This window comes from Leifsonia stereocauli (assembly GCF_038432415.1).
In the GTDB taxonomy this organism is placed as follows: domain Bacteria; phylum Actinomycetota; class Actinomycetes; order Actinomycetales; family Microbacteriaceae; genus Orlajensenia; species Orlajensenia stereocauli.
This window is the reverse complement of record NZ_JBCAUN010000002.1, coordinates 845,519-871,323: the sequence shown is the minus strand read 5'-3', so window position 1 is coordinate 871,323 and position 25,805 is coordinate 845,519. Positions and strand designations below refer to the sequence as shown.

Genomic DNA, 25,805 nt, shown 5'->3' with positions numbered 1-25,805 from the left:
CTATCGGCATCCGGCACGCGGATGCTGGAAGCATGACAACCGCACCCGCTTCATCGCCCGCCCCCTCAACCGCCGCCGCGCCCCTCGCCCTCGTGACGGGCGCCTCATCCGGCATCGGCCGCGCCTTCGCCGAGCGCCTCGCCGCGCTCGGCCACGACCTCATCATCGTCGGACGCCGCCGCGACCGCCTCGACGCGCTGGCCGCCTCGCTGCCGGACGTCGCGGTGCAGGTCATCGAGGCCGACCTCTCGACCATCGAGGGCATCACCACCGTCGCTGACGTGGCCGCCAGTCGCCCCGTGAGCCTGCTCGTCAACAACGCCGGCGTCGCGCACTACATGCCGTTGACAGACCTGCCGGCCGAGAAGGCTCTCGAGCTTCTCAACGTCAAGGTCGTCGCGCCGACGCTTCTCACCCGCGCAGCCGTGACGGGCATGATCGCTCGCGGCGCCGGCACCATCGTCAACGTCGCCGGCATGATCGCCTTCTCCGGCCCCGCCGAGGCGCCGGCTCCGCAGGGCGGCCGCAGCGTCTACACAGGCACGCTCGCCCACACTGTGGCGCTCTCGCAGAGCCTGAGCGCCGAGCTCGCGGCATCCGGTTCCGGTGTCACGGTGCACGTCGTCTGCCCGGGCGTCGTGGCCACCGAGTTCCACACGGTGCAGGGCATGGACCTCTCGGCGCTGCCCCGCATGTCGGCTGACGATGTGGTCACGGCCACGCTCGCCGGCATCGACCTCGGAGAGGTCGTCATCGCACCCGGCGTCGAGGACTATGCCCTGCTCGAGTCGGTCTTCACCGCCGACGTCGCAGCGTTCCACGGCCAGAGCCCGCAGCTCGCCTCGCGCTACGCGGCGGTCGTCGCCGCGACCACCCCCGCCCCGCTGGTTGAGTAGCGCCGACGAAAGCGACACACCCAACCACCCCGGCCCACCTTCAGCGCACCGGCTCACGTCGCAGCCGGGGCCCGCGCGCCGAAGGTGGCCCCGATCACGACGATCGCCCGCATCCGTCGGATGCCCCGCCATACGATGAACCCATGAGCGACAACTACGACATCGTGGAACTCGGCAGCCTCGACGACTGGCGCCAGCACTTCGGCGGATTCCGCCCCGAGAGCTCGCGCGACGGCCGACGGGTCGTCGACCACGAACTCACGATGCAGTTCATCGGCATGACGGCCAACGCCTTCGAGCCCGGTGAAGAGGCGGGGTACTGGCACGCGCACTCCCGCATCGAGGAGGCCTACGTCTTCCTCGCCGGTCGCGGCCAGATGGGCATCGACGACGAGATCGTCGACGTCGGTCCGGGTACCGTCGTGCGCGTCGGCCAAGGCGTGTGGCGCACCTGGCGCTGCCTGCCCGACTCGCCAGAGCAGTTGCGCTGGCTGTGCATCCGCGCCGGAGGCACCGAACTGCCGCACCTCCCCGACGACAGCACGAGGGACAACGACCGCCCGTCGCCCTGGTGACAGGCGTGGCGACCCACGGCGCGCAAGCGCCTACTCCGGCTTCGCCATCTTCCGCAGCAACGCAGCGAGCGTCGCCTGCTCCTCCTGACTGAGCCCGCTCAACTCCTCGGCCTCGCGCTGGGCGAGCGTGCGCATGGCGTCGTCGACCCGTGAAGCGCCCTCGTCGGTGAGCCGCACGAGCACGCTGCGTCCGTCCCGCGGATGCGGCCGCCGATCGACCAGACCACGTCGCGACAGGTTGTCGAGTCGGTTGGTCATTGCGGCGCTGCCGATCATGGTCGCCTCGATCAACTGGGCGGGGCTCAGCTCGTGAGGAGCATCCGCTCGCCCCAATGCGGCGAGGACGTCGAACTCCCACGCGGCGAGGCCCGCGCCGCTGAAGGCGCCGGCTCGCAGCACGCTGAGCTTCTTCGACACGCGCCGGAGCCGCGACATGACGTCAAGCGGCGTCAGGTCGACATCGGGCAGTCGACGGGACCACGCATCGATGATCAGGTCGACCTCGTCGTCGGGCTCACTCACGTTCGGAGCCTACCGCCGTGCTCGACGCCGGCCAGCGCACCCGAACGCCGCACCTCCCCCGGCGTCGCCGAATAGTGCCGCTTGAACGCCCGACTGAACGCTGCCTCCGAGGTGTAGCCCACCCTGCTCGAGATCGACGCGATCGGATCGGCCGTGCGCACGAGCTCAGTATGCGCCTGCTGCAGCCGCCAGCCGGCGAGGTAGCGCATCGGAGGCTCGCCCACGAGGGTCGCGAACCTCTCGGCGAAGGCCGAGCGCGACATGTTCGCCTGCCGGGCGAGCTCGACCAAGGTCCAGTCGTGGTCGGGCCGGGCGTGCATGCGGCCGAGGGCACGTCCAACCTGCGGGTCCCGCACGGCGGTGAGCCAGCCCGTCGCGGGGAGTTCGGTCGTGCGCAGCCACCACCGCAGCACCTGGATGACTAGCACGTCGGCCAGGCTCGTCATGACGGCCTCGCCGCCGGGCTGGGTTCCCTCGGCCTCGCGAGCCAGCATCCGCAGCACCGATTGGAAAGCCCCTGCCTCGCCGTCGTCCCAGGCGTCGACACGGATGAGGCCCGGCAACTCGTCGGTCAGGCGTGAGGCCAGCGGGGCGTCGACCTTCATCGCCGCGTAGGCGATCTGGGTGCGGTCTCCGCCGCCGTCGATTCGCATGTGCTCGAACGTCTCGGTGACCCGCTCGACGGGGATGTCGAAGAGCGGTCTGCTCGCGGCATCCGCCGTGCTCAGCAATCGGTGGGTCACCCCGCGCGTGATCAGGGCAGCGCTCCCGGCTTCGAGCGTGTGCCGCTCGCCGTCGATCTCGAGCACACAGCGGCCGGCGAGCACGACCGGAAGCATCATGTAGCCGTCGAGCTCCGGGAATTCAACGCCCCAGGGTGCCGAAAGCTCGGCGCGGCAGTAGAGCGCGCCGGTGAAGCGCAGCAGGTGGAGACCATCAGCGAGGTCGTCGGCGGTTTCATGTGCCCCACGGATGCCGCGGCTCCTGTGCGGGCGCGGATTGACCATGCGTCCAGAGTGGCATGCCGATCAGCCGGACGTCCCAGATTCTGGATGATCGGCATAGAGACAGCGGCGCAGGGCGATTGTCCGTCTCGCAGTCCGGCGCGAGGGTGTACGCATCACCAACGAAGGGAATTCACCATGTCCACCACATTCGCTGTCATCGGCTCCACCGGCAAGACCGGGCGTCGCGTCGCCGCCCTGCTCGAGGCCGACGGTTACACGGTGCGCCGACTCGCCCGCGAGACCAGCCCCGCCTTCGACTGGGAGCGCCCGGAGCTCTGGTCCGACGCGCTGCGCGGCGTCGACAGGCTCTACGTCGCCTACGTCCCCGATCTCGCAGCCCCTGGCTCCGAGTTCGCCATAGCCCGCCTCACCGAGGTCGCCCGCGCTTCCGGTGTGCAGCGCATCGTGCTGCTCTCGGGTCGCGGCGAAGACGGAGCGCGGCGCTGCGAAGACATCGTGCTCGGCTCCGGCATCCCGTCGACCATCGTTCGGGCCAGCTGGTTCGCGCAGAACTTCACCGAGGGCGCGCTCAGCTACGCGGTGCAGACCGGAGTGCTCGCCATGGCCGCCGGCGACGTGGGGGAGCCGTTCATCGATGTCGACGACATCGCCGAGGTGGCGACTCGGGCGCTCACCGAAGACGGGCACGAGGGCGTGGTGCACGAGGTCACCGGACCGCAGTCGCTGACCTTCGCGGAGGTCGCCGCGCTGCTCTCCAAACTCAGCGGGCGCGAGGTCGTCTACGTGCCGCTGGGCTTCGACGACTTCCACGCCGCCGTCGCCGCCGAGGAGGGCGAGTTCGTCGCGACCCTGCTCACCGAACTCTGCCGCGAGGTCTTCGACGGACGCAACGTGAACACGACCGACGGTGTCGCGAACGCGCTCGGACGTCAGCCGCGCGAGCTCCGCGCGGTGCTCGCCGAGGCCGTCACCGCGGGGGCGTGGGTGTGACGACGGAGCTCAGTAGCGCGCTCAGCGCTTGCGCTTGCGCGCCTTCACCTTGATCACCGTGGCCACCCGCGCCCACAGTTCACCGAACGCGCGGGCGGCCTCGGTGTTGGGGGCGTAGCTCGACACCGGGGCCCGCAGTGTGCCCATCCGCTCGATCACCACGGTGGCGGGCACGACGACGTCGGTCACGGCCTTGCTGGTGCCCGGGAGATCGCGCACGGTCTCACGGTGCATGGTCTTCCGCCGGTCGACCATCGAGAAGAACGTCAGGATCCGAGCCTTCGACACCGATTCGGCGACGAACTCGGTGACCTGCTCGAGGGAGCGCATCGCCAGCGGCGACGGCACCAGCGGGACCACGACGACGTCGGCCGAGAAGATGGCGTTCTCAGCCACCACAGCGGCTCCGGGCGGGCAGTCCAGCACCACGACGTCGTAGTCGTCCTCGATGTGCTCGAGGATCTTCGCGATGCGCTGCTGCGACTTCTTCGCGTGGTCCAGCACGAGGTCGAGGTCGCGGTAGCCCGCATCGGCAGGAAGCACGTCAAGGGTGCGGATGCTCGTCGATCGGATCGCGTTCTTCACCTTGCTGTCGCCGGCCACGAGGGCGTCGATGCCGCCCTTGAGCTTGGGCTTCACCTGCAGCAGGAAGGTCGCGGCCCCCTGCGGGTCGAGGTCCCACAGCAGCACCCTGAAGTCGGCTGACGCCTCGGCGGCGAGGTTGACCGCGGCCGTCGTCTTGCCGACACCGCCCTTGGTGCTGTACACGGCTACGACCTTCATGCCGGGGAGTCCTTCCGTCGGATGACCGGCGCCGAGCAGCACCACTCTTGACGCCGAAGCTATCAGCCTCGACTGCTACGCCGTCCACCACGGCCGCAGCGGCAGCCTGTCTCCGGCGCCGGCGTGGGCATCGGGCCGGGTGGCCAGCACCTGGTGCAACTGGATTCCGCCGACCTCGAACGCCAGCCGTGACCCTGCCATGTAAAGGCCCCAGACCTTCGCCGTGGGCAGCCCCACCTCGGCGACGGCCTCGTCCCAGTGCTCGACCAGGTTGGCGCACCAGTCGCGCAGTGTGAGCGCGTAGTGCTGCCGCAGGTTCTCCTCGTGCAGCACCTCGAGGCCGGCATCCTGAGCCTCGGTGATGATGCGACCCGAACCCGTGAGCTCACCGTCGGGGAAGACGTAGCGGTCGATGAAACCGCGCGTCGAGGGCGTGGACGTGTTGTCGGGCCGTGTGATGCAGTGGTTCAGCAGCAGGCCGCCTGGGCGGAGCCGAGATTGCAGGAAGCGGAAGTACGACGAGTAGTTGCGCACTCCGATGTGCTCGAGCAGGCCGATCGACGACACGGCGTCGAAGCCGGTCTCGGTGATGTCCCGGTAGTCGCCGAACCTCACTTCGGCCAGATCGGGCAGGCCCTCGACGGCGATGGCCCGCTGCGCCCACGTCGTCTGCTCCTCCGAGAGGGTGACGCCAGTGGCCTTCACGCCGCGGCGGGCGGCGTAACGCACCATTCCGCCCCACCCGCATCCGACGTCGAGCAGCCTGTCCCCCGGCTTCAGCCGCAGCTTCTCGAACACCAGCCGGTACTTGTTCTCCTGCGCCTCGTCGAGCGAGGCGTCGAGGCTCGGGTAGCACGCGCAGGTGTAGGTCATCGACGGGCCGAGCACCCACTCGTAGAAGGTGTTCGAGACGTCGTAGTGGTGATGGATGGCCTCGGCATCGCGACTCTTGCTGTGCCGAAGGCCCTCGGCGACCCGACGCCAGCGCGGCGGAGCCTCCTGGGGAGGTGGAGCGATCGGGCGCAGGTGCTCGACCCCGATGGAGCGGACGATCTGCGCCATCACACGCGGCGACGGGAGCTTGAAGACCAGGTCGTCCGCGAGGGCTCGCAGCAGGTCGTACGGGTCTCCCGGATGCACTCCGTGGATCTCGAGATCGCCCGCGATGTAGGCCCGACCGAGGCCCAGATCGCCCCGACTCGTGGCCAGGTAGGTCGTGCCCCGCGGAGTCTTCAGCTCGATCCCGAGCGGCGCATCCGCCGGCCCGGCCGCACTCCCGTCGTAGGCGGTGAACCTCAGCGGGAGGTGGCCGCCGGCGAGGATCTCCAAGACCTCGGCGAGCGTGTACTTCCCCGTCGCCTCCGGTCTCGCAGCGGCATCCGTCGCACTCGGGGAATGGCTGGAACCACCGGGATCCGTGGAACCGGTCGGGCGTTCCTTGAACGTCGTCATCGTCGTTGCACCGCCTTCGCATAGAGGTCGAGGAGTCGGGAATCGGGGTCGTAGCGTTCCTTGGCGTTTCGGTAGCTCGGGCCGCCGTAGAGCTCGTCGAACTCCTCCCGCGAGTAGAACGATTCGGAGTACAGCGACTTGTGGCCGTCGAGCTCGCTCACCTTCTGCTCGATCAGTCGGTTCGACGTCCCTTCGGTCGAGCCCACCGGGACCGTCGACCAGAAGCCCACGTTCACGTAGGTCTGCTGCGGCCTCATCGGGTAGAGCGGCCAGCCGGCGTCGGTGCCCCGCCCGTCACGGAGCCGCAGCGGGCACAGCCAGATCGGCTCGATGGGCACAGTCGCCAGGAACCAGTCGAGGAACTCGGCGCAGCGGTCGATCGGGATCTCGACGTCCTGGATCACGCGCTCCCGTGCTGGGCGATTCTTGAGTCTCTCGAGGCGGTCGCCGATGTCGAACCGCCGTTCCAGCGTCATGAGCTTCGCGTAGGAGCTGCTGCGTCGATGGTGCCGAGGCCAGACCCGTCGGACCAACGGATGCTGCGCGCCGAACGCCTCCGAGCACCAGAACCAGTCGGTGTCCCACCGCCACAGGTAGTCGTGGATCGTGAGTCGGTCGGCCGTCACTCCGTCGTCGTGCTGGAGGGAGCGGTAGTAGATGCGCTGCCGGGTGTAGTCGCTCACCGGGCCAGGCGCCGCGGTCTGCGTCCCCAGGCAGAGGTAACTCTCGACCGCGCTGAACACCACGCCGTCGAGGTAGTCCACCGGAACCCCGTCGTGGAGGCCGGTGTCGACGATGCGATCCATCGCCGCGACGAGGTCGTCGATGGAGTGGAATCGCACGTGCCTGAGCGCGACGAACGGCTCGACCGGCTCCAGCTCGATGCGCAGGCGCACGGCGTAGCCGAGCGTGCCGTAGGAGTTGGGGAAGGCCCGGTACAGCTCGGGGTGCTCGACCGGCGATGTTGTGAGCACGTCGCCCGCCCCGGTCAGGATGTCCATCTCGAGCACGGACTCGTGCGGCAGCCCGTTGCGGAAGGACGTCGACTCGATGCCGAGACCCGTGACGGCTCCTCCGAGCGTGATGGTCTTCAGCTGGGGCACGACCAGCGGAGCGAGGCCATAGGGCAGTGTGGCCGCGACGAGGTCGTCATAGGTGCACATGCCGGCAACGTCGGCGGTCTTCGCCTCGGGATCGACCGAGATCACGCCGGTCAGGCCGGAGGTGTCGAGGCCCGGCGCATCCGTCTTGGTTCGCGTGCGGAACAGGTTCGAGGTGCGTTTGGCCAGACGAACGGATGCCGCGGGCGGTACCGCCCGATAGCTCTCCAGAAGGCGCTCCACGCCGTCGGCGTGAGCGGTTCGCGCGTCGGTCGCGGGAGCGGACACGTGTCACACGTTAGTCCGCAGCCATGCCTGCGTGAAGGGCCTCGTCCTCGCTCGCTGAGGCCCGGACGAAGTCCGCGGCCGAAGCGTGCCGAATCCGCGCTACTCCCCCCGTGTGAAGAACTCCACTGCCGCCTGCCGGAACACCCGCGACCCGGGCGCATTGAAGTGGTGACGGTCGGGCAACTCCACGAAGGTGCCATGGGGTGTGGCATCCGCCAGCAGCCTCGACCGCTCGAGGATGGCGTCCTCGCTGCCCGTCGCGAACAGGATCTCCTGAGTCGGCGGATGCGTCGGATCGGGATCGGCGTCACCCAGCCGCATGCCCTCGGCCAGCCCGATGAGAGCGCGCAGATCGTTGCCTGGAACGCGTTCGGTGAGCGTCACGTAGTTCTGCGTGACCTTGTCTTCGACAGGTATGCCGTGATCGACATATGCCCGGGCCTGCTCGATCTGCAGGCGTGCGAGAGGCCGCCCGTCGGGGATGCCGCCGAGCACGGCACGCCCCACGTGCTCGGGAACCTGTACGGCGAGCTGCCAGCCGACTCGCGCCCCCAGCGAGTAGCCGGCGTAGAGCACGGTGTCGAGGATGTAGGTGTCGAGAACCGTCACGAGGTCGTCGACGAGGGCATTCATCCCGTAGGCGGACGCCTCGTAGGGCTTGTCGCTCGCCCCGTGCCCGCGCTGGTCGACACCGAGCACGCGGAAGCCCGCACGCGTGAGGTCGCGCACCCAGCCCGTGCTCACCCAGTTGTCTCGGCAGCTCGACGCGAAGCCGTGCACGCAGAGCACCGTCGGAGCATCGTCGTCGCCCCACTGGTAGGTCGCGATGCGCAGACCGTCGGCCGACATCACGTACTGCGGCGACGGCATCTCGGTCAGGGCGGGGAAGGGGGCGCTCATGCTGCCATTCTCTCGGTAACCGCCGCCTCCCCGCTGGTCGAGTAGCGACCACACCGCTGGTCGAGTAGCGCCCGAGCACAGCGAGGACGCGCATCGAGACCACCGTCACCCCGCGCCTCACCGATCCCGCGACTCCCGCAGGTGCACCCGCTCGCCCTGTGTACTCAGCAGGTTGAGGATCTCGGCCGGTTCCATCGACGCGCTCACGTTGCCGTGCGGCAGCCGGGTGTCGAACTCGGCTGCCTCTCCGGCCTCGAGCACGATCTCCTCGGTGCCGAGGGCCAGCCGCACGCGACCACTGAGCACGTAGATCCAGTCGTAGCCCTCGTGCGTGCTCGTCTCGACGGGCGCTGCAGGGTCGTGACCGGGCAGCACCATCTTGAAGGCGTGCACGTCTGGGTTGTCTCGGGTGAGCGGGATGATGGCCTTGCCGTTGCGGTAGAACGGCTTCGGGCGCACGCGCGGGTCGGCGATCTGCGGCGCACCGACGAGGTCGTCGAGGCTCACCCGATACACCCCGGCGAGCCGCATGAGCAGGTCGAGCGCCGGCCTCCGTCCGCCTGACTCGAGTCGCGAGAGCGTGCTCACCGAGATGCCTGTGCGCTCGGCGAGCTCGGCGAGGGTGAGTTCCCGGCGCTGGCGGAGCGCGCGCAAGCGCGGGGCGACCTGGTCGAGCATCGCCTCGAAACTCGTCGACGCAGCGTCGGGGGCGGCATCCGGAGCCCCTGGCTCGTCCGACCCCGCTGCAGAACTCCAGTCGTGCACGTGAGCCATGGGCGCTCCCTTGTCTTTGCAGTTTCAGCAAACCTGTTTGCCATTGTACGAACCGACGGCGCAGGATCGACCCATGAACACATCCTGGGACGTCATCATCATCGGCGGCGGCAGCGCCGGACTCAGCGCCGCCCTCATGCTCGGCCGTTCGCGCCGACGCGTGCTCGTCATCGACCAGGCGCGACCCCGCAACCGCTTCGCCGCCCACATGCACGGCGTGCTCGGCCGCGACCACACCTCACCGCTCGACCTCCTCGCCGACGGCCGCCGCGAACTGGCGCGCTACGACACCGTCGAGGTGCAGACAGGAGGAGTCGCGTCCGCAGCCCTCCTCGACGAGGGCACCGAGGACGGCACGGAAGACGGCACGGAAGACGGCACCGAGGCGGCCTTCGAGGTCGTGCTCGATTCCGGCGACACCCACATCACGCGACGGATGCTGCTCGCCACGGGCCTGCGCGATGAGCTGCCGGACGTCCCCGGCCTCGCCGGGCAGTGGGGACGCGGCGTGGTCGTCTGCCCCTACTGCGACGGCTGGGAGGTGCGCGACCGCAGCATCGCCATCCTCGCGGCCAGCCCCATGAGCACGCACCAGGCACAGCTCATGCGCCAGCTCTCCGCCGACGTCACCTACCTCGTGAACGGCACCGAGCTCCCCGACGAGCTGCGCAGCGCGCTTATCGCGCGCGGCATCGTCGTCGAGGAACGCCTGATCGCTTCGATCGAAACGGATGCCTCAGACACCGTCACCGCCGTGCGCCTCGCCGACGGCGCATCCGTGCCCGTCGACGCGATCTTCGCGGGCCCGGCGCCGGCACCACTCGATGCGCTGGCGCGCGAACTCGGCGCCGCTGTCGTCGACCGCCAGGGCTCGAGCTGGCTCGACGTCGACCCGATGGGCCGTACGAGCGTCCCTGGCCTCTGGGCCGCGGGCAACGTGACGGATGCCCGGTCGTCGGTGCCCTTCTCCATGGCCGCGGGCAACATGGCCGGGGCCGGCCTCAACGCCGACCTCGTCGAGGAGGAGGTGCGCAAGGCTCTCGCTGTGACGCCGGTCGAATAGCCACACTTCCCCGCCGGAAGTCAAGGGGCCAACGCTCGCCAGCGCACCCGGGAACAATGAACGGAATGCACCGCTTCACTTCCCTTCACCAGCACGCCATCGCACAGACGGGAGCCTCCCGTGGCTGACGCACCCACGACAGCGGCCCCGGATGCGACCGACACACCCGACTCCGACACCCGCCTGCGCCGCTCCATCACCGGCCCGCTCCTGTTCCTCTTCGTGCTCGGCGATGTCCTCGGGGCCGGTATCTACGCGCTCATGGGCGTGCTGTCCGAGGAGGTGGGCGGGGCGCTCTGGCTCCCTCTGCTGCTCGCTCTGGTAATGGCGCTCTTCACGGCCGGGTCCTACGCAGAGCTGGTCACGAAGTATCCACGCGCCGGTGGCTCCGCCATCTACGCCGAGCGCGCCTTCAAGCGGCCCGTCATCTCCTTCCTCGTCGGCTTCTGCATGCTCTCGGCCGGCGTCGTCAGCGCCGCGGGTCTGGCGCTCGCCTTCGCCGGCGACTACCTCGGCACCTTCATCGACGTGCCCCCCATCCCGGCAGCCATCGTCTTCTTGGCACTCGTCGCCGCCTTGAACGCCCGCGGCATCCGCGAGTCCATGGCGGGCAACGTCGTCATGACGGTCATCGAGCTCACCGGACTCCTCATCGTCATCATCGCCGGAGCCGTCGTGCTCGGCTCGGGCAACGGGGAGCCGGCCCGTGTGCTCGAGTTCCGTGACGGGGTCTCGCCGTGGGGCGCCGTGCTCGGAGCCACCATCATCGCCTTCTACTCCTTCGTCGGATTCGAGACCTCGGCGAACGTCGCCGAGGAGCTGCGCACGCCACGCAACTACCCGCGTGCCCTGTTCGGCGCGCTGGCCGTGGCCGGCGCCGTCTACGTGCTCGTCGCCCTCGCCAGCTCGATCACCCTGTCTCCGTCGGAGCTGGGCGAGTCGAGTGGTCCGCTGCTCGCCGTCGTGTCGGCATCCGGCCTCGGAGTCCCCGAATGGCTGTTCAGCGCGATCGCCCTGATAGCCGTGGCCAATGGAGCGCTGCTCACCATGATCATGGCGAGCCGCATGACCTACGGCATGGCCGAGCAGGGCCTCCTCCCCAGTGTGTTCGGGCGGGTGCTCCCGAAGCGCCGCACGCCGTGGGTCGCCATCCTCGCGACCACTCTCATCGCCATGGGGCTCACGCTGTTGGGCGACCTGTCGGTGCTCGCCGAGACAGTGGTGTTCCTACTGCTCTTCGTCTTCGCCAGCACGAACATCGCGGTGCTCGTGCTGCGCCGCGACAAGGTCGACCACCCGCACTTCCAGGCCTGGACGGTTCTGCCTATCCTCGGCATCGCCTCCTGCGTGCTGTTGCTCACCCAGCAGTCGCCGCAGGTCTGGCTGTTCGGAGCGATCGTGCTCGTCGTCGGTGCCGCGGTCTTCCTCATCGCTCGTCGGGTGTCCGCGTCGCGCGCTTCGACGACGTCGGGCGCCGGCTCAGACGAGGGCAAGTCCGAGTAGGGCAATCCCTCAGACGGATGCCGCGGGCCAGACGTACGGCAGGTCATCAGGCACATCGGCAGCCAGTTCGGCGTAGAACACCGGATCCTTCCGCAGCAGGTTCGACCGGTGCGAGCGGTGCAGTTCCTCGTCGCCGATCCACGGCGGCCAGGGGAAATCCCCATGGCGATACGCCTCGCCGTCCTCGGGCACGAGATCGAGGTCGGCGAGCGTCTTCGCCCGGCAGGTGTCGGCGTGACCTCGCGCCTCCCACTCGTCGCAGATCGCATCCTGGTACGCCATCAGGGCGGGCCGGAAGCCCCGCCACATCCGCACCACCGGGTGGTGCTGCCAGCCGTAGCCGGGCAAGGTGAGCGCGCGCATCACCTGCAGCGTCTCGACGCGCTGCTTTCCGAGCCGACTCTGGTCGAGCGCGGCGGCGCTGAGCGCGAGGTCGGCGCAGGGCAGGAAGGTCTGCACGGATGCGCCTGCGCTATTTCTTCAGCACGCGCAGCGCCGAGCCCTTGTGGGCCGCGCGGGCGCCGGTCTTCTCGCTCTCGACGATGAAGGCGGGTTCCTTCTCGCTCGCGGTGAAGTGCTGTCCGTCGAAGGTGAAGTCCGAGTTGCGACGCTCGACGACCCGGCCGCGCGTGCGTCCCTGCGAGGTGTTCCAACTCACGCGATCGTCGACAGCCACCATGAGGACCTCCTGTTGACGGCCCCGGATGCGGGGCTCGTACCGAGCAGCGTAAGCGGCGGCCGTCGCGCCCGACACGGGGTTGACGTGGTGCCAGAAACGCAGTGCGGCTCCGCTGATCACCAGCGGAGCCGCACCGATTCATCCGGTCCTCAGCCTCGGACTCCTGCCTGCGCCATGACCTCCTGCGCTGCAGCCGGCCACTGCTCGCGCGGCACTCCGTTGAGGTCGACGTTGTCCGTCCACGTCAACCGGTACTCGGGGTAGCGCGGGTAGCGCTCATTGCCGCCGGTCCACCAGTTGCTCGTGAAGGTGTCGTCGAGCGTGTTGAAGATCGTCGGCCCGTTCGTGTCGGCATTGACGTACATGTAGCGACTGCTGTCGAGGATCACGTTCTCACGCACCGCGACGTAGCGGGTGCCCTGGTCGATGAGCATTCCGAAGGTCTCTCGACTGTCGTAGATGTAGTTGCGCTCGATGACAGTGCCCGGGCTCGCCGAGAGGGTGTAGATGCTTCCTCCGTCGTGCATCTCGTTCTTGGTGTCGTAGATGAGGTTCGCCGCCACGTGGTTGTCGCGGAACGTGGTGGGCGTCGTGTAGATCGGCTGATAGTCGTGCAGTCCGGCCGCCTGGTAGTAGTCGTTGCTGCCCGGGTCGTTCGATCCCCAGCCCCACCCGATGTCGATTCCGTCGTAGGGCAGGTCGGTCAGCGTGTTGTGCGAGATCTCCGCCCTCGTGACGTAGGTCGAGAGAACCCCGGCACTGTCGCGGTAGCTCTGCCCGATGCGGGTGATCGTGTTGTCGGTGATCGTGATGTCCTTCACCGTCATGCGCACGTCGCTCGGGTGATGCGCATCCGGCTGGATGCCGCCCACGACGATGCCGGAACCCGCGAGGTCGCTGAACGTGTTGCCGGTGACCGAGATGTCGGATACGCCGTAGCCGACGCCCGAGGCATTCGAGCCCGGGTCCATGCCGATGCCGAGGCCGACCGAGCCGAGCTGATCGAAGGTGTTGCCCTCGAAGGCGACCTTCGATGCCGCCGCAACCTGCACCGCTGCCGGCACCTGCGACCATTCGTTGCGGGTGGCCTCGAATTCGGGGCATCCGTCCTGGCAGGTCTCGAGGTAATCGGCCGGCGGGGTGTAGTCGCCGACGATGTGAGCGCCGCTCTGCTGGTCGGCGTAGCCCCACTCCGAACTGGGCCGCATCCACGTCGTGTGCGAGAACTCGATGCCCTGGAACGTCAGGTTCTGCACGGGCTTGTCGTAACTGCCGCTCACCTGAACCAGCGTCTCGAGTTCGGGGAGCCGCACATCGACGCCGTCCATCGTGGCGCCGGGCGCCGCCTCGTAGTACACCTTTCCGTTCGGCGAATCGAGGTACCACTCGTCGGCATTCGCGAAGAACTCGTAGCTGTTCGCGAGGTAGATGGCGCCGCGGTTGTACGGCGACTTCAGGGTGTCGTAGCCGAAGTTGTTGTTCTGCCAGGCGGGCTGAACCATGGCGATCTGGTTGTCGCTGATCGACTCGACCGGCGAGACACGGTCGGTGAACGATCCCATGCTCACGATCTCGAGATCGGACTGGTTGGGCAGCGCGGCGAGGTCGCCGAACCTGTCATCGTTAAGCGTGATGCCCGCCTCTGTCCAGGTGAGGTGGGCGCGATCCTTCTTGTCGGCGCCGAGCAGCAGCTTCGTCCGCTCAGCGGGCTGCCCACCGACGTAGAGCTGACGGGATTCGGTACCCGGAGCCACATCGGCGACCCAGATGTTCTTCTCCACATCGTGGAGCGTCCAGCCGGTGACCTGGTGCCCGCCCGACAGTACGGCCTGCTCGCCCGGAGCGCTCGACCACGTGACTGTGTGCCCGTTGGACCCGCCGTCCTTCTGGCCGAAGGACAACGGCTTGTCGAGCTCGTACGTGCCGCCGTCGAGCAGCACCTGCACGTCCTGTTTCTTCCCCTTGTTCGATGCGACCGCCTGCGCAGCCGCGATCGTCCGGACGACGATGTCGCCCTTCGGAGCGCCGTGCTTGCCGTCTGGCGCGACCACGATGGTGAGCGATCTGCTCCCGTGGCCGCCGCCCTTGTCATTCCCGCCCTTGTCGAGTTGAGCAGCCGAGGCTTGTACCCCAGAAACGGCGAAGCCGGTCAGGACGAGAGCGAACGCACCTGCTGTCGCGATGGCGCGATAGTGAGTGTGGATCTTCATTGATTCCCCCAAACATCAGTTGAATAACGTCATACGAGTGCACCCTATTCGGGGGACAGCGGGGAAGTCAAGGAAGAGAGAGGCGGCCGAGACACGGATCGTCGAATTATTCATCTAAGAAAAGCCGGGCAGTGCCTGCGGCCGGATTGGGCTGCAGACGCGATATCGGGTCTGCAGCCCTGTACCCCGAAACGTCGGGCGCCCGATGTCGGGCGCGCCGACCATCGCCTACGACGGGTCGTAAGCCACTGCGACGTCGAGTACCCAGACGACGCCGAACGCGTCCTTGAGCATCCCGTAGGCAGGAGAGAACTGAGAGGGGGCCAGGTCCGCGACGATCGTCGAGCCCTGGGCGAGCCTGCGCCAGAGCTCGGTGATCTCCTCAGCCGAGTCGGAGCGCACGGAGACGAACAGCGACTTCTCCCCTTGCTCATAGTCGACGCTCGACGGCACGTCGTACGCCATGACCTGGAAGCCGCTCTCGCCGATGACCTGGCCGAACTTGATCTGATGCGCCTCCTCCGGGATCTCGACGCTGTACGTGTCCTCGTTGGTCATCGCGATGAGCTGGCCGCCGAAGACCGAGTGATAGAACTCGAGGGCCGCCCGGGCGTCGCCGCGGAAGTTGAGGTGCGGGGTGGTGATGACGGTCATTTTTCTGCTCCCGGATGCGAGTGGTCGACCCGGACGCTCCGGGTCGTGATTCACTCTTCCGCTCGTATAGGACAGCTTCGGTCCTATACAGGAAGTACTGTGAAGCCATGACCACGCCAGCCTCCACGACCGCGCGACTGCTGCGGCTGCTGTCGCTTCTGCAGACCCGCCGGGACTGGCCGGGAACCGTCCTCGCAGACCGCCTGCAGATCAGCCACCGCACGGTCCGCCGCGATGTGGACCGTCTGCGCGACCTGGGCTACAGCATCCGGGCCACGATGGGACCCGATGGCGGCTACAGGCTCGATGCAGGGAGCGATCTGCCGCCCTTGCTGTTCGACGATGAACAGGCGATCGCCGTGACGGTGGCGCTGCAGGCGGCCACGGAGACGAATGCCGGCATCGAGGAGGCCGCCCTGCGCGCGCTCGCCACTGTGCGGCAGGTGATGCCCTCCCGACTGCGTCATCGTCTGGATGCCATCAGGTTCACGACACTGCACCGGCCGGGCGACGCGGCTCCCGTCACCGCGTCGCCAGAGGTGCTCATCGCGCTGTCGACCGCAGTGCGCGCCCGAGAGGTGCTGCGCTTCGACTACGCGAGTCGCGACCCGAGCGAGGATGACGCTGACGCCTCGCCCCGAGCGCCCCGCAGAGTGGAACCGCATGGCGTCGTCACATCGGAGGGGCGCTGGCACCTCCTCGCCTGGGATCTCGAGCGCGATGACTGGCGCATCTTCCGCGCCGACCGCATCTCGCCGCGCACCCCGACCGGTCCGCGGTTCAATCCGCGCGAGATCCCGGGTGGCAGCGCCAGCGCCTACCTGTCGGCACGCTTCAGGGGGTCGGATGCCGCCGACACCTGGCCGTGCCGCGGCACGGTCATCCTCGACCTGCCCGCGTCGGAGGTTCTGCCCTTCGCGGGCGACGGCACCGTTGAAGCCCTCACCCCCAATCGCTGCAGTCTCGAGATCGGATCCTGGTCGTGGGGCGCCCTCGCCGCTGCGTTCGGCCGATTCGAGGTCGCGATGGAAGTCGTGGGACCACCCGAACTCGCCACCGCGTTCGAGGTACTCGCGGCCCGCTACGCGGCAACGGCGACCTATCCACCCACTCCGCTGGTCGAGTAGCGCCCGCTCCGCCACCGCTGGTCGAGTAGCGCCCACCCCATCACCGCTGGTCGAGTAGCGCCCGAGCGCAACGAGGCCGCGTATCGAGACCACCCTCAGCGCGCCGCCGCTCTCAGCTGCGTCAGCGAACCCGCCCGCCCGCGAACAGCGCGTGCAGCAGCGGCACGATCGACGCGACCATCAGCACCGTCCCGAACACGACGTCGTCCGCACGCACCACGGCGCCCGCGATCAGCAGGGCGCCGAACAGCACGGCCGACACCACGCGACGTGCCGTGCGCTCCAGCCTGGCGACCCGCTTCTCGAGGGCGGGGCTCGTGACCGCGACAGTGCCGTCGTCGAAGCGGGTGACGAGTGAATCCAGCCGCTTGGGCAGGCGGATGGCGATGCCGGCGACCTCCACAGCCTGCTTCGCGAGATCCTGGACGACATTGCCGCGCTCGTCGCGGATCAGCTGTGCCGCGTACGGCTCGATGGAGTCCCAGAGGTTGAACTCGGGATCGAGAGCACTGCACACGCCCGAGGTGAGCGACATCGCCCGGATGATGAGCAGGAAGTTCTCGGGCAGTTGGAACGGCAGCGACCGCACCACATCGCCGAACTGCACGGCGAAGTCGCGGAACTCCCGCGGATCGACCTCGCGCAGCTCGGCGAAACCCATTCCACCGAATCGGGCGAAGAGCTGAGTCATCGCGCGCTCGAGTTCTGCGGTCTCGGCCGATGGCAACAGCACGCCGAGGTCCTGGATCGCGTCGACCAGGCCCTTGCCGTCGCGCGATGCCGCCGCGATCAGCAGCTTCCGCAGGCCGCTGCGCGTGCCGGTGGGCACTTCGCCCATCATGCCGAAGTCGATGAACGTGAGCTTCCACGCGGGCTCCCCGAGCTGTCCCGGCTCACCGGGCTCGCCACTCCCGGCCAGAGGGGTGACGAAGATGTTGCCCGGATGCGGGTCCGCGTGGAAGAAGCCGTTCCCGAACAGCTGGTCGAACATGACGGCCGCGAAGACCGGGGCAACGTGCGTGGGGTCGATGCCGGCCGCGCGCAGGGCGGCGGCATCCGTGATCTTGATCGCAGTGACGTCTTCCAGGGTGAGCACGCGGCGGGTGGTGCGCTCCCACACGACGGTGGGCACGCTCACCCGCGCGTCGTCGGCGAAGGTCGCGGCGAAGCGCTCGGAGCTGGCGGCCTCGTGGAGGTACTCGATCTCCTGGAGGCTCGTCTCGGCGAACTCCTCGACGAGCGCTCTGGCGTCGACCCGGTCGGACACGAGCCGCACGCGGCTGAGCCATCCGCCGACCTTGCGCAGGGCCGAGAGGTCGGTCTCGACGATCGCCTCGATGCCCGGCCGCTGCACCTTCATCACGACGGCGTCGAGCCCCGTGTCTTCAGCGTCGAGCGGGGCGAGGCGAGCGCGATGAGCTTGGCCGAGGGATGCCGCAGCCACGGGAAACTCGTCGATCGAGGCGAAGGCGCGCTCGAGTGGCATCCCGAGCTCGGCTTCGGCGAGCGCACGGATCTGCGGGAACGGCACCGGCGGCACCTCGTCCTGCAGCCCCTCGAGCTCCCGCGTGATCTCGGGAGGCAGCACGTCGAGGCGCGAAGACATGAACTGCCCGACCTTGATCATGAGCCCGCCGAGGTCGACGGCGAGAACGTGGAAGCGCTGCGCGAATCGCTGCATCCGTCGCGATCTCGATCGCTCGGCGACCTTGGCGAGACCGATACGCGGAAGGAACAACTCGAACCACCACGTGACGGCGAGGTTCCAGCCGGCGAAGCGGAGGATGCGCCTGTAACGGGCGCGGGTGTTGCCCGCGCCCGTTGTCGAGGCTTGCCGGCCCTGATGAGCCGATGGCACCCCGTCAGTCCTGGGCGAGGATGAGGTGCAGTCGGCGACGTGCGTCCTCGAGCACGGCGACGGCCTCCTTGATCTGTTCCTTCGAGCCCTCGGTGTTCACCTGTGCGGCAACTCGGGCGAGCTTGACGCCCACCTTCGGGAGCGCCGAGAAGCCGGCGTCATCCGACGAATCTGTCGTGGCCCACGGCGAGGATCCGCTGGCGCTTTCGGCCTCGACTCGACCTGCCTCGGTCAGCGCGTAGGTCTTGCGTCCGTTGGACTCCTCGGAAGTGATGAGAGCTTCGTCGGCCAGCAGCTGAAGCGTCGGGTAGACGGATCCGGCGCTGGGCTTCCAGCTGCCTCCACTGCGCTCCTCGATCTCACGGATGATCTGGTAGCCGTGCATCGGCTGTTCGGCGAGCAGCGCGAGGACGGCCGCACGCACGTCTCCTCGACCCGCACGGGAACCGCCGCGCTTCTCGAACGACGAACGGAACTCCTCCATCTTCTGCCAGATGGTCTCCGGGTTGAGGCCGGCTGCAAAGCCACTGGTCGGGAATGAACTGCCCATGATGATCTCCTCCGTGAGTCGTGAACGATATCCAACGATATATCGCGATATCCGCGAACGATAGGGTTCCCAGCGCACTCGAAGCATCGGTCGTGCGGGTCTGCCCAGTGCCAGGATCAGCACCCCACTCATTCCGCCTGAGCAGCCGATCGCTCAGCGACCGCCAGCTCGATGCCGGACGCTCCGAGCCCACTTCGGTCGAACCCGGAAGCCAGCTCGATGTCGGCGGCCTCCTGAAAGTGTCTCTCGACATCAGCGAGCAGGAGACCGCGTTGGGCGCGCAGCACCGGGCGCCGATCCTCGGCTGCCACGGTGAGCAGGTCGTTCAGGGCCGAGTGGATGCGACGGGCCACCTGCGGGGACCCCGCTCCGGCAAGCCTGATCTCAGTGAAGGCGAGGAGGACGAATCCGTCCCACGTCATCACCCGCTCGATGAGCCGCAACTCCCCATCCTCGTCGCGGTGACGGCCGTCGGGGAACCCCCGTCTGACCAATTCCCGAAGGCAGTCGTGAAGACGATCGATGGCTTGGACCGCGGTGGTCGGATCCTGCCAGGGCGCGTCGGCGAGGGCACGAATCGCCATGTCGACGAGGAGGCGCATTCCGTAGGCGACGTCCTGCTCCAGTGTGCGCTCGGGGCGGAGAATGATCGAAGCGCGCACCTTTTCCCGGTCGAGACGCTCGGAGTCGCCGTCGACACGGAAGAGCTGCGCACCAGCCGGGACGAACTCTCCCAGAGCGGGGACCAGTTCCAACGTGCACCTCGCCTCTCGTGCGGCCGCGACGAGCGGCTCGTACCTGATCATGGTGACGACACCGGACTCCTGCGCCGTGACGATGGTGGAGTCGTCGGCGTCTGGCACGTACTCCACATTCGGGAAGTTCTTGTCGATCAGCTTGCGGGTGCTGTCGCCGGCGATCTCGACGAGCGCCGAGACCCGCAGGGCCTGGCCGATGTGGTGGATGTACACCACGAGGACGGCGATGCTGACGAGGGAGAGCACGAAGGTCGTGACGATCGCGATGCCAGGCACCTGGCCCGGGTCGCTGCCCGTGCCGATCCGGATCTCCCTGATGGCCAGGAGCGTATGGACGAACGTCGCGACGAACAGGCCGATGGCGAGCTGGCTCGGCCGGTCGCGCAACAGCCGCTGCACGATGCGCGGGGAGAACTGACCCATCGCGAGCTGCACCACGACCAGGACGATCGTCAACACCAGGACGGTGAGGTTGACCATCGACGTGGCGACCGTGGTGAGGATCTCCAGTGCGGCCTCCGGGCCGCCTACGAGTTGCTCAGGAAGGAGGTCGTAGCCGGTGGCGCGGTCGAGGGCGATCGTCGTGAAGGAGATCGCGATCCCGACCAGCACGCAGGCAACCGGAATCAGCCACAACGATGCCGTGACGTCGCGCACTGCCTTGAATACGCTGATATTCATACCGCTCCCTCGCACCATCAGTCGGACGGGGCTGAGCGGGAAGACCGCCGATGATTTCCGCCAGTGGTGTTCCGCAGAGACGCCTGTGTCCGGGCACAGCGTAGCTCCGCCCGGGCCTGTCGATTTATGGGCTTGACGAATCGTCGCCGGTGAGCAGGTCGCTTCTGCCGATCGTGCAGATCCCGCCGATCGAGCAGCCCGCGAACGCAGCCAAAGAACAGACCGACCGCCTCGCTCCGACGCGGGGTAGCCGCAGCCGCTCGAGGTCAGTGCACCAGCGCACTCAGCCAGATCACAGCGAGGCCGAAGGCCGTGGTGATGAGGGTGCTGAGCAGCCGCATCGGCCACGTGCCGTGGTTGCGCTCCGAGTTCACCCAGCCGATGACGGCGAGCGTGAGAACGCCGATCCACAGGGCGATGTAATAGGCGACGTACTCGTCGACCCAGCCGAACGTGGCTGTCGCAAGGGCAACGGATGGCAGCAGCATCGCCAGCAGCATCCCGATCGAGTGCCCGGCGGCAGCGCCGATGGCCTGACCGATCGGCACGGCTCGCCCCTCGACGCTGTTCCGGCTCGCGACGACGGCGGCGTAGACGTGGGTGAGCCAGAACACCCAGACGGTGCCCACGATGAAGAGCAGCACCTCACCATCCGTGTCGAAATGCCAACCCACGGCCACGAGGGTCGTGACGAGAACGATCCCGTACACGGCATGCTCCGTGTTGTAGGCGTTGAAGAGGAGGCGGGTCAGGCGCCCAGGACGTGTCGCACGCGCGACGCCCGAAGATCTGCTCGCGCCCTCATCATCCATGCACCCAGATTCCCACGCCAGCGGGGTCGGAGGCGAGGCGTGCGTCGACTAAGTAAATGTCACCCGAAGCTTTCCACGCCGAACCGCCCCCACGCCACGAAGACGCAGAGGGCGAGGTAGAACAGATTGAGCAGCGCGTGCTTCGGTTCATGGCGACGGAACTCCACCACCGCTGCCCCCGCCATGATCACCCCGAGCCCGACGGCGGCGACGGGCACGAGCATCGGCGCGACGCCGAGGACCGCGGGTAGGATCAGGCCGATCGCACCGAGGAGCTCGAGCACTCCGAGGCTCTTGACGAAGAGGGGATGGAAGTCATTGACCCATCCGGCGCCAGGCGCCTTCGCCAGCTTCTCGTACGGGATGAACAGCTTCGTCGAGCCCGCCACCAGGAAGACGACGGCCAACAGGCCGGTAGCGACCCACAGTGCGATGTTCATGATCTCTCCTCGTCGGTTACCTCCGAGCGCTTGTCACCTTCAGGTGTCCCGGCCCGTCATAGAGGTATGACGGAACGTGAACGTGGAAGGTAACAAGCCGGCCGCATCGGGGCCCGGCTCCGATGCGGAGGCGCGGGCAGCCGAGTTCGAGGCGCACCGGGCACGGCTCATCGCCATGGCGAATCGGATGCTGGGCACCAACGCAGACGCCGAGGATGCCGTGCAGGAGGCTTGGCTGAGACTCGCGCGCTACGACGGGGAGCCCATCGACAACCTCGGCGGTTGGTTGACCACCGTCGTGGGGCGTGTGTGCATCGACATGCTGCGGGCACGGAACGCCAGGCCCGAGGCGGCCTACGACGACAGGGTGACCGACTGGGTCGTGACTGAGGACGACGGGGGCACCCCGGAGGATGAGGCGATCCTGGCCGATTCCGTCGGGGCGGCGCTGATGGTGGTGCTCGATTCGCTGACCCCGGCGGAGCGGCTCGCGTTCGTGCTGCACGACCTGTTCGCGGTCTCGTTCGACGAGATCGCCGTGATCGTGGGCAGGTCGCCCGACGCGGCCAAGATGCTCGCGAGCCGAGCCCGGCGCAAGGTTCGAGGGGAGCATCCGGCAGCCGACCGACGCAGGGAGCGCGACGTGGTCGATGCGTTCATGTCTGCAGCCAGGAACGGCGACTTCGAAGCCCTGCTGCGCATTCTCGATCCGGATGTGGTCTGGCGCGGTCACACGGCGCGGGGCGTCGTCGTGCAACTCGGGGCGACCGCCGTCGCGGGCAAGATCCAGAACGCCGGGCGGGCGAAGTCCACGGTGCGCCGGGTGCTGGTCAACGATCGTCCCGGCGTCATGGCGTGGAGCGCGAAGGGAGCGCCTCAGGCGGTGATGGCGTGCACTGTCGTCGACGGCCGCATCGCGCAGATCGTCTCGGTGATCAATCCGGAGCTGCTCGCGGAGATGGAGCTCCCGGAGGCCTGACGGGCGTCAGATCGGAGAGATGATGCTGGTGCTGGTGCTGGGAATGTGCACTGGGACATGGCCGGCCGCCGGCACCGCCGGCGAGGCGGGAGGCGGAACGTCGCTTTCTGCGTTCTGGTCGCTGAGCGTCCAGAGTCGCTCCTGAACCCGCTGCGCGATCTGGCGGAGCAGGGCCGAGTCGTGATCGGAGAACGCTCGCGGGTGCACGCCCATCACGCAGAGAGCGCCGATGCGATGCCCATCCGGACTCTCGATCGGATAGCCCGCATAGAAACGGATGCGCGGATCACCCTCGACCACGTCATAGGCCGAGTACCGGGGATCGCGCTGGGCATCCACGACGGTCAGGGACTGCGGTCGACGGATGGTGACGTCGCAGAACGACTCCGAACGGGGAAGGTCGCGCTTGTCCATGCCGACCACCGCGACCATCGCCTGTCGGCCATTGTCGATGAGCGTGACCGCGGCGTAGGGCACGCCGAACAGGTCTCTGGCCGAGGCCGCGAGCAGGTCGATCTCGGCATCCGCCTCCATGTTCAGGATGCCGAGCTCGTCCAACGCACGCTGGCGCGAGGCCTCCTCCACCGGCGCGTCTCGTGTGCTCGAGCTCCCGCGCGGTTGAAGCTGTTCGCTCACGGCGGGCGCGAGGTGCCTCGCCCACTGGGCGTAGGAGTGCGCGCCGTCCGCCTCGTTTCCCTCTCCGGGGGTGAACGCGAGGAAGGTCACGTTCGGGCGACCGGCGACGATCTCCTCGGTGATCGCGTTGAGCCTCGCCGCGTACCGATCCGTGGGTCCGGCGAGGAGACGCGGAAAGCGGGTGACGGCGCCGAAGTAAGGGATCGAGAGGACGATCCTCTTGGTTGCTGCCGGCGCCGACTCCTCGAGGTAGTCGAGGAGTCGTGTCGTGTCTGCGGCCCACTGGCGTGGGTTCGCGAACGAGAGCGCTTCATTGCCGCCCAGCGAGAGCAGGATCACGTCGAACCGCGACAGCTGGAGGCCCGAGATGGCGTCGAGGCATCCGGACGTCGTCATAGTTGTCGTGACGACGATGTCGGCATCCGTCGCCCGGCCCGTCAGGCTGGTCACGCTGCGAGCGAGATACCCCGGCAGACCGAGATCATGAGTGAGCACGCCGACACCGGCCGATGCCCCATCGCCTGCGACGAGGATGCGGTCGGGATCCGTTCCGGGGGCGTGCACGTGCGGGGAATCATGGGCGACGACCATCTGCCGCCAGGAGTTCTGCGACCAGTTGAGCCAGAGCGAAACGGCCGAGCGCATGACGAGACGGTGGAACGAACTGAACATGTGGAGCCCCCCCTCGCGGGCCCACGGCCCGCAGAGACCACTCGAGATGTCCCACCCCGGACGGTATCCCACTTGTCCCGGGGGCGGGCGGAAATGGGCGAGACTGCCAGCCTTCGGTGGGGCTCGCGTTTGGCGCCCCGGATCGCGTCTGTGGGCCGAATCGGACTTGGTCCCGTCGGGCTCGATGGGCTCACCGGCCTCGCCCCGACATCCGCCCGTTCGCTACCCTTGCCCCATGCGACCGCTTCGCTACTCAATCAACGTCACTCTCGACGGATGCGTCGACCACCGCGTGGGACTCACCGACGAGGAACTGCACCGACATTCCGCCGAGATCCTCGCCCGGGCCGACGCGCTCATCTTCGGCCGGGTGACGTACCAGATGATGGAGTCGGCCTGGCGTCTGCCGCTGTCAGACGAGATGCCCGAGTGGACGCATCCATTCGCCGAGAACATCGACGCTGCGAAGAAGTACGTCGTGTCGAGCACCCTGACCGACCTCGACTGGAACTCGGAGCTCGTGCGCGGCGATCTGGGCGAGGCCGTCACGCGGCTGAAGCAGGAGCCGGGCAAGGGACTCTACGTCGGCGGCGTGACCCTGCCGCTGGCGCTGGCCAACCTGGGGCTGATCGACGAGTACGAGTTCGTGGTGCATCCGCGCTTGGTCGGCCACGGCCCGACCCTCTTCGCCGGACTCTCGAAGGTCGTCGACCTCGAGCTCGTGAGCAGGCAGGACTTCAGCTCGGGTGCGATGGCGTTGCGCTACGAGCCCCGGCCCTCATCGTTGGTCGAGTAGCGAGCGAGCGCAGCGGACCCGCGTATCGAGACCACCCTCGCCGCGTCACACCGCAGCCGTGCGAATCCGAACCTCGCGCTCCATGCGCTTCTCGTGACGCTGGCGGCCCTTGACCGCCTCCGCCTCCCGAGTCTTCGGCGGGGCACTCGTGACCAGCTCGTCGAGCATGCGCCGAGTGGCGGCTGCGATCTCATCGATCGCGCGGTCGAACGCCTCCGAATTTGCGCGCGACGGATGCGTCGACCCACTGGTCTTCCGGACGAATTGCAGAGCAGCCTCTCGCACCTCGTCGTCGGTAGTCGCCGGCGCGAAGTTGTGGAGGCAGCGGATGTTCCTACACATGTCTCCGACGATACGCCGACCCTCCCCCGGTGTCACACGCTCGCTGAGGGCCGAGCGAAGCGACCGCCCGAAGCGCATTCAGACCACCCGGTCACACAGCCGTCGGACACCCCAGATTGTCCGCCACCGCACGCATCGCAGCCTCCGCCGACGCCACGGTCACGAGTGAGTTCCCCGCCACGATGTGCAACCCGTAAGCATCCTCGAGCGCCACCAGGTTCATCGCGAGCTGCTCCACCGACAACGGGGGCGCGAACACGCCCGCCTCAACGCCCCGCGAGATCACGCCGGAGTAGGTCGCCAATTGGCGGAGGTACATCCGCTCCACCAGCTCGTCGTGCAATTCCGACGTGCCGGCGAGCACGTCGAACTCGTAGAGCAACTGCATGAGTGCGTCATCCGGCCCGCTCGGCAGGCCCTCGCGGATGGCGGCGGCCAGCTGCTCCTGAGGTGCGACGATGCCGGCGACGACAGCGTCCCGCGCGTCGCAGAACCGCTCGAGCCCGGCGCGATGAGCCTCGCGCAGCAGCTCGTCGAGGTCGTCGTAGTAGTAGAGGATCGCCCCGCGCGTGAGCCCGGCCTGAGTGGCGACATCCGCGAGCGAGAGCGATCGCAGACCGTGCTCGGAGACTGCGGCGAGCGCAGCCTCAACGAGATCCGCTCGCCTGGCTTCTTGCTTCTTCGGTCGCGCCATTCCTTGACACTAGCGCAAAAGAATGACACCATCCTCAGATTCCTTGACGCAGGCGTCAAAGAACTCGCGCCACGAGCAGCACCCCCAGCACAGCCCGAGCAGA

The 25,805-nt window shown here is 68.0% G+C and carries 27 protein-coding genes; 8 read left to right on the top strand and 19 right to left on the bottom strand.

What is annotated here, in order from left to right; genetic code table 11:
- The first annotated feature begins 32 nt into the window (after positions 1 to 32).
- Together AADV74_RS12935 and AADV74_RS12930 are read left to right on the top strand one after the other, a co-directional pair.
- Positions 33 to 896, top strand: coding sequence for an SDR family NAD(P)-dependent oxidoreductase (locus AADV74_RS12935; protein ID WP_342114699.1), 864 nt, complete (start codon positions 33 to 35; stop codon positions 894 to 896).
- Positions 897 to 1,039: 143 nt separating this feature from the next.
- Entirely contained in the window at positions 1,040 to 1,471 is a 432-nt protein-coding gene (locus AADV74_RS12930; protein ID WP_342114697.1) for a cupin domain-containing protein, read from the top strand.
- A 30-nt stretch (positions 1,472 to 1,501) separates the two neighbouring features.
- Here the strand turns inward: AADV74_RS12930 and AADV74_RS12925 are convergent, their stop codons facing one another.
- Together AADV74_RS12925 and AADV74_RS12920 are read right to left on the bottom strand one after the other, a co-directional pair.
- Positions 1,502 to 1,993, bottom strand: a complete 492-nt coding sequence (locus tag AADV74_RS12925; RefSeq protein ID WP_342114695.1) for a MarR family winged helix-turn-helix transcriptional regulator — start codon at positions 1,991 to 1,993, stop codon at positions 1,502 to 1,504.
- Entirely contained in the window at positions 1,990 to 3,000 is a 1,011-nt protein-coding gene (locus AADV74_RS12920) for an AraC family transcriptional regulator (protein ID WP_342114693.1), read from the bottom strand. Before AADV74_RS12920 ends, AADV74_RS12925 begins: the two co-directional genes overlap by 4 nt.
- 135 nt (positions 3,001 to 3,135) lie before the next feature.
- Between AADV74_RS12920 and AADV74_RS12915 the strand changes: the two genes are divergently transcribed.
- Positions 3,136 to 3,951 (top strand): NAD(P)H-binding protein, encoded by an 816-nt coding sequence (locus AADV74_RS12915; protein ID WP_342114690.1) that lies wholly within the window; start codon positions 3,136 to 3,138, stop codon positions 3,949 to 3,951.
- 21 nt (positions 3,952 to 3,972) lie between these two features.
- Here the strand turns inward: AADV74_RS12915 and AADV74_RS12910 are convergent, their stop codons facing one another.
- From AADV74_RS12910 to AADV74_RS12890, 5 genes are all read right to left on the bottom strand, one after another.
- Complete coding sequence (locus tag AADV74_RS12910; protein ID WP_342114688.1) at positions 3,973 to 4,734, bottom strand: ParA family protein; 762 nt, start codon at positions 4,732 to 4,734, stop codon at positions 3,973 to 3,975.
- Positions 4,735 to 4,809: 75 nt separating this feature from the next.
- Positions 4,810 to 6,186, bottom strand: coding sequence for a class I SAM-dependent methyltransferase (locus AADV74_RS12905; protein WP_342114686.1), 1,377 nt, complete (start codon positions 6,184 to 6,186; stop codon positions 4,810 to 4,812).
- Positions 6,183 to 7,574: an FAD-binding oxidoreductase gene (locus tag AADV74_RS12900; protein ID WP_342114684.1), complete on the bottom strand. Its 1,392-nt coding sequence runs from the start codon at positions 7,572 to 7,574 to the stop codon at positions 6,183 to 6,185. The genes AADV74_RS12905 and AADV74_RS12900 overlap by 4 nt, the downstream gene beginning before the upstream one ends.
- Positions 7,575 to 7,673: 99 nt before the next feature.
- Positions 7,674 to 8,474 (bottom strand): alpha/beta fold hydrolase, encoded by an 801-nt coding sequence (locus tag AADV74_RS12895; protein ID WP_342114683.1) that lies wholly within the window; start codon positions 8,472 to 8,474, stop codon positions 7,674 to 7,676.
- Positions 8,475 to 8,591: 117 nt separating this feature from the next.
- Positions 8,592 to 9,248 carry a helix-turn-helix domain-containing protein gene (locus tag AADV74_RS12890; protein ID WP_342114681.1) on the bottom strand — a complete coding sequence of 219 codons (657 nt, stop codon included), beginning with the start codon at positions 9,246 to 9,248 and terminating at the stop codon, positions 8,592 to 8,594.
- Between the two features lie 73 nt (positions 9,249 to 9,321).
- Between AADV74_RS12890 and AADV74_RS12885 the strand changes: the two genes are divergently transcribed.
- Positions 9,322 to 10,311: an NAD(P)/FAD-dependent oxidoreductase gene (locus AADV74_RS12885; RefSeq protein ID WP_342114679.1), complete on the top strand. Its 990-nt coding sequence runs from the start codon at positions 9,322 to 9,324 to the stop codon at positions 10,309 to 10,311.
- A gap of 120 nt (positions 10,312 to 10,431) precedes the next feature.
- A complete protein-coding gene (locus AADV74_RS12880) occupies positions 10,432 to 11,814 on the top strand; it encodes an APC family permease (protein WP_342114676.1) in 1,383 nt (460 codons plus the stop codon).
- A 9-nt stretch (positions 11,815 to 11,823) separates the two neighbouring features.
- Here the strand turns inward: AADV74_RS12880 and AADV74_RS12875 are convergent, their stop codons facing one another.
- The 4 genes from AADV74_RS12875 to AADV74_RS12860 form a co-directional block, all read right to left on the bottom strand.
- Complete coding sequence (locus AADV74_RS12875; RefSeq protein ID WP_342114674.1) at positions 11,824 to 12,273, bottom strand: MSMEG_6728 family protein; 450 nt, start codon at positions 12,271 to 12,273, stop codon at positions 11,824 to 11,826.
- Between the two features lie 13 nt (positions 12,274 to 12,286).
- Complete coding sequence (locus AADV74_RS12870; RefSeq protein ID WP_342115190.1) at positions 12,287 to 12,493, bottom strand: hypervirulence associated TUDOR domain-containing protein; 207 nt, start codon at positions 12,491 to 12,493, stop codon at positions 12,287 to 12,289.
- A 149-nt stretch (positions 12,494 to 12,642) separates the two neighbouring features.
- A complete protein-coding gene (locus tag AADV74_RS12865; RefSeq protein ID WP_342114672.1) occupies positions 12,643 to 14,703 on the bottom strand; it encodes a right-handed parallel beta-helix repeat-containing protein in 2,061 nt (686 codons plus the stop codon).
- A gap of 228 nt (positions 14,704 to 14,931) precedes the next feature.
- Complete coding sequence (locus tag AADV74_RS12860) at positions 14,932 to 15,357, bottom strand: VOC family protein (RefSeq protein ID WP_342114670.1); 426 nt, start codon at positions 15,355 to 15,357, stop codon at positions 14,932 to 14,934.
- Positions 15,358 to 15,464: 107 nt separating this feature from the next.
- Between AADV74_RS12860 and AADV74_RS12855 the strand changes: the two genes are divergently transcribed.
- Positions 15,465 to 16,484 carry a helix-turn-helix transcriptional regulator gene (locus AADV74_RS12855; RefSeq protein WP_342114668.1) on the top strand — a complete coding sequence of 340 codons (1,020 nt, stop codon included), beginning with the start codon at positions 15,465 to 15,467 and terminating at the stop codon, positions 16,482 to 16,484.
- A gap of 121 nt (positions 16,485 to 16,605) precedes the next feature.
- Here the strand turns inward: AADV74_RS12855 and AADV74_RS12850 are convergent, their stop codons facing one another.
- The 5 genes from AADV74_RS12850 to AADV74_RS12830 all read right to left on the bottom strand — a co-directional run bounded on the left by AADV74_RS12850 (position 16,606) and on the right by AADV74_RS12830 (position 21,583).
- A complete protein-coding gene (locus tag AADV74_RS12850; RefSeq protein ID WP_342114666.1) occupies positions 16,606 to 18,342 on the bottom strand; it encodes an ABC1 kinase family protein in 1,737 nt (578 codons plus the stop codon).
- A gap of 4 nt (positions 18,343 to 18,346) precedes the next feature.
- Entirely contained in the window at positions 18,347 to 18,892 is a 546-nt protein-coding gene (locus AADV74_RS12845; RefSeq protein ID WP_342114664.1) for a PadR family transcriptional regulator, read from the bottom strand.
- Between the two features lie 128 nt (positions 18,893 to 19,020).
- Positions 19,021 to 20,331 carry a DUF2254 domain-containing protein gene (locus AADV74_RS12840; protein WP_342114662.1) on the bottom strand — a complete coding sequence of 437 codons (1,311 nt, stop codon included), beginning with the start codon at positions 20,329 to 20,331 and terminating at the stop codon, positions 19,021 to 19,023.
- A gap of 266 nt (positions 20,332 to 20,597) precedes the next feature.
- A complete protein-coding gene (locus AADV74_RS12835) occupies positions 20,598 to 21,143 on the bottom strand; it encodes a hypothetical protein (protein WP_342114660.1) in 546 nt (181 codons plus the stop codon).
- Between the two features lie 59 nt (positions 21,144 to 21,202).
- Positions 21,203 to 21,583 carry a DoxX family protein gene (locus tag AADV74_RS12830; protein WP_342114658.1) on the bottom strand — a complete coding sequence of 127 codons (381 nt, stop codon included), beginning with the start codon at positions 21,581 to 21,583 and terminating at the stop codon, positions 21,203 to 21,205.
- Between the two features lie 76 nt (positions 21,584 to 21,659).
- Here AADV74_RS12830 and AADV74_RS12825 point away from each other — a divergent pair, with 76 nt between their 5' ends.
- A complete protein-coding gene (locus tag AADV74_RS12825) occupies positions 21,660 to 22,562 on the top strand; it encodes a sigma-70 family RNA polymerase sigma factor (protein WP_342114656.1) in 903 nt (300 codons plus the stop codon).
- Positions 22,563 to 22,568: 6 nt separating this feature from the next.
- On the opposite strand, the gene AADV74_RS12820 is transcribed toward AADV74_RS12825, so the two are convergent.
- Positions 22,569 to 23,843: a GAF domain-containing protein gene (locus tag AADV74_RS12820; protein ID WP_342114654.1), complete on the bottom strand. Its 1,275-nt coding sequence runs from the start codon at positions 23,841 to 23,843 to the stop codon at positions 22,569 to 22,571.
- A 262-nt stretch (positions 23,844 to 24,105) separates the two neighbouring features.
- On the opposite strand from AADV74_RS12820, the gene AADV74_RS12815 reads away from it, so the two are divergent.
- A complete protein-coding gene (locus AADV74_RS12815; RefSeq protein WP_342114652.1) occupies positions 24,106 to 24,666 on the top strand; it encodes a dihydrofolate reductase family protein in 561 nt (186 codons plus the stop codon).
- 45 nt (positions 24,667 to 24,711) lie between these two features.
- On the opposite strand, the gene AADV74_RS12810 is transcribed toward AADV74_RS12815, so the two are convergent.
- Together AADV74_RS12810 and AADV74_RS12805 are read right to left on the bottom strand one after the other, a co-directional pair.
- Entirely contained in the window at positions 24,712 to 25,008 is a 297-nt protein-coding gene (locus AADV74_RS12810; protein ID WP_342114650.1) for a DUF2277 domain-containing protein, read from the bottom strand.
- 91 nt (positions 25,009 to 25,099) lie between these two features.
- Complete coding sequence (locus AADV74_RS12805; RefSeq protein WP_342114649.1) at positions 25,100 to 25,702, bottom strand: TetR/AcrR family transcriptional regulator; 603 nt, start codon at positions 25,700 to 25,702, stop codon at positions 25,100 to 25,102.
- Positions 25,703 to 25,805 lie beyond the last annotated feature (103 nt).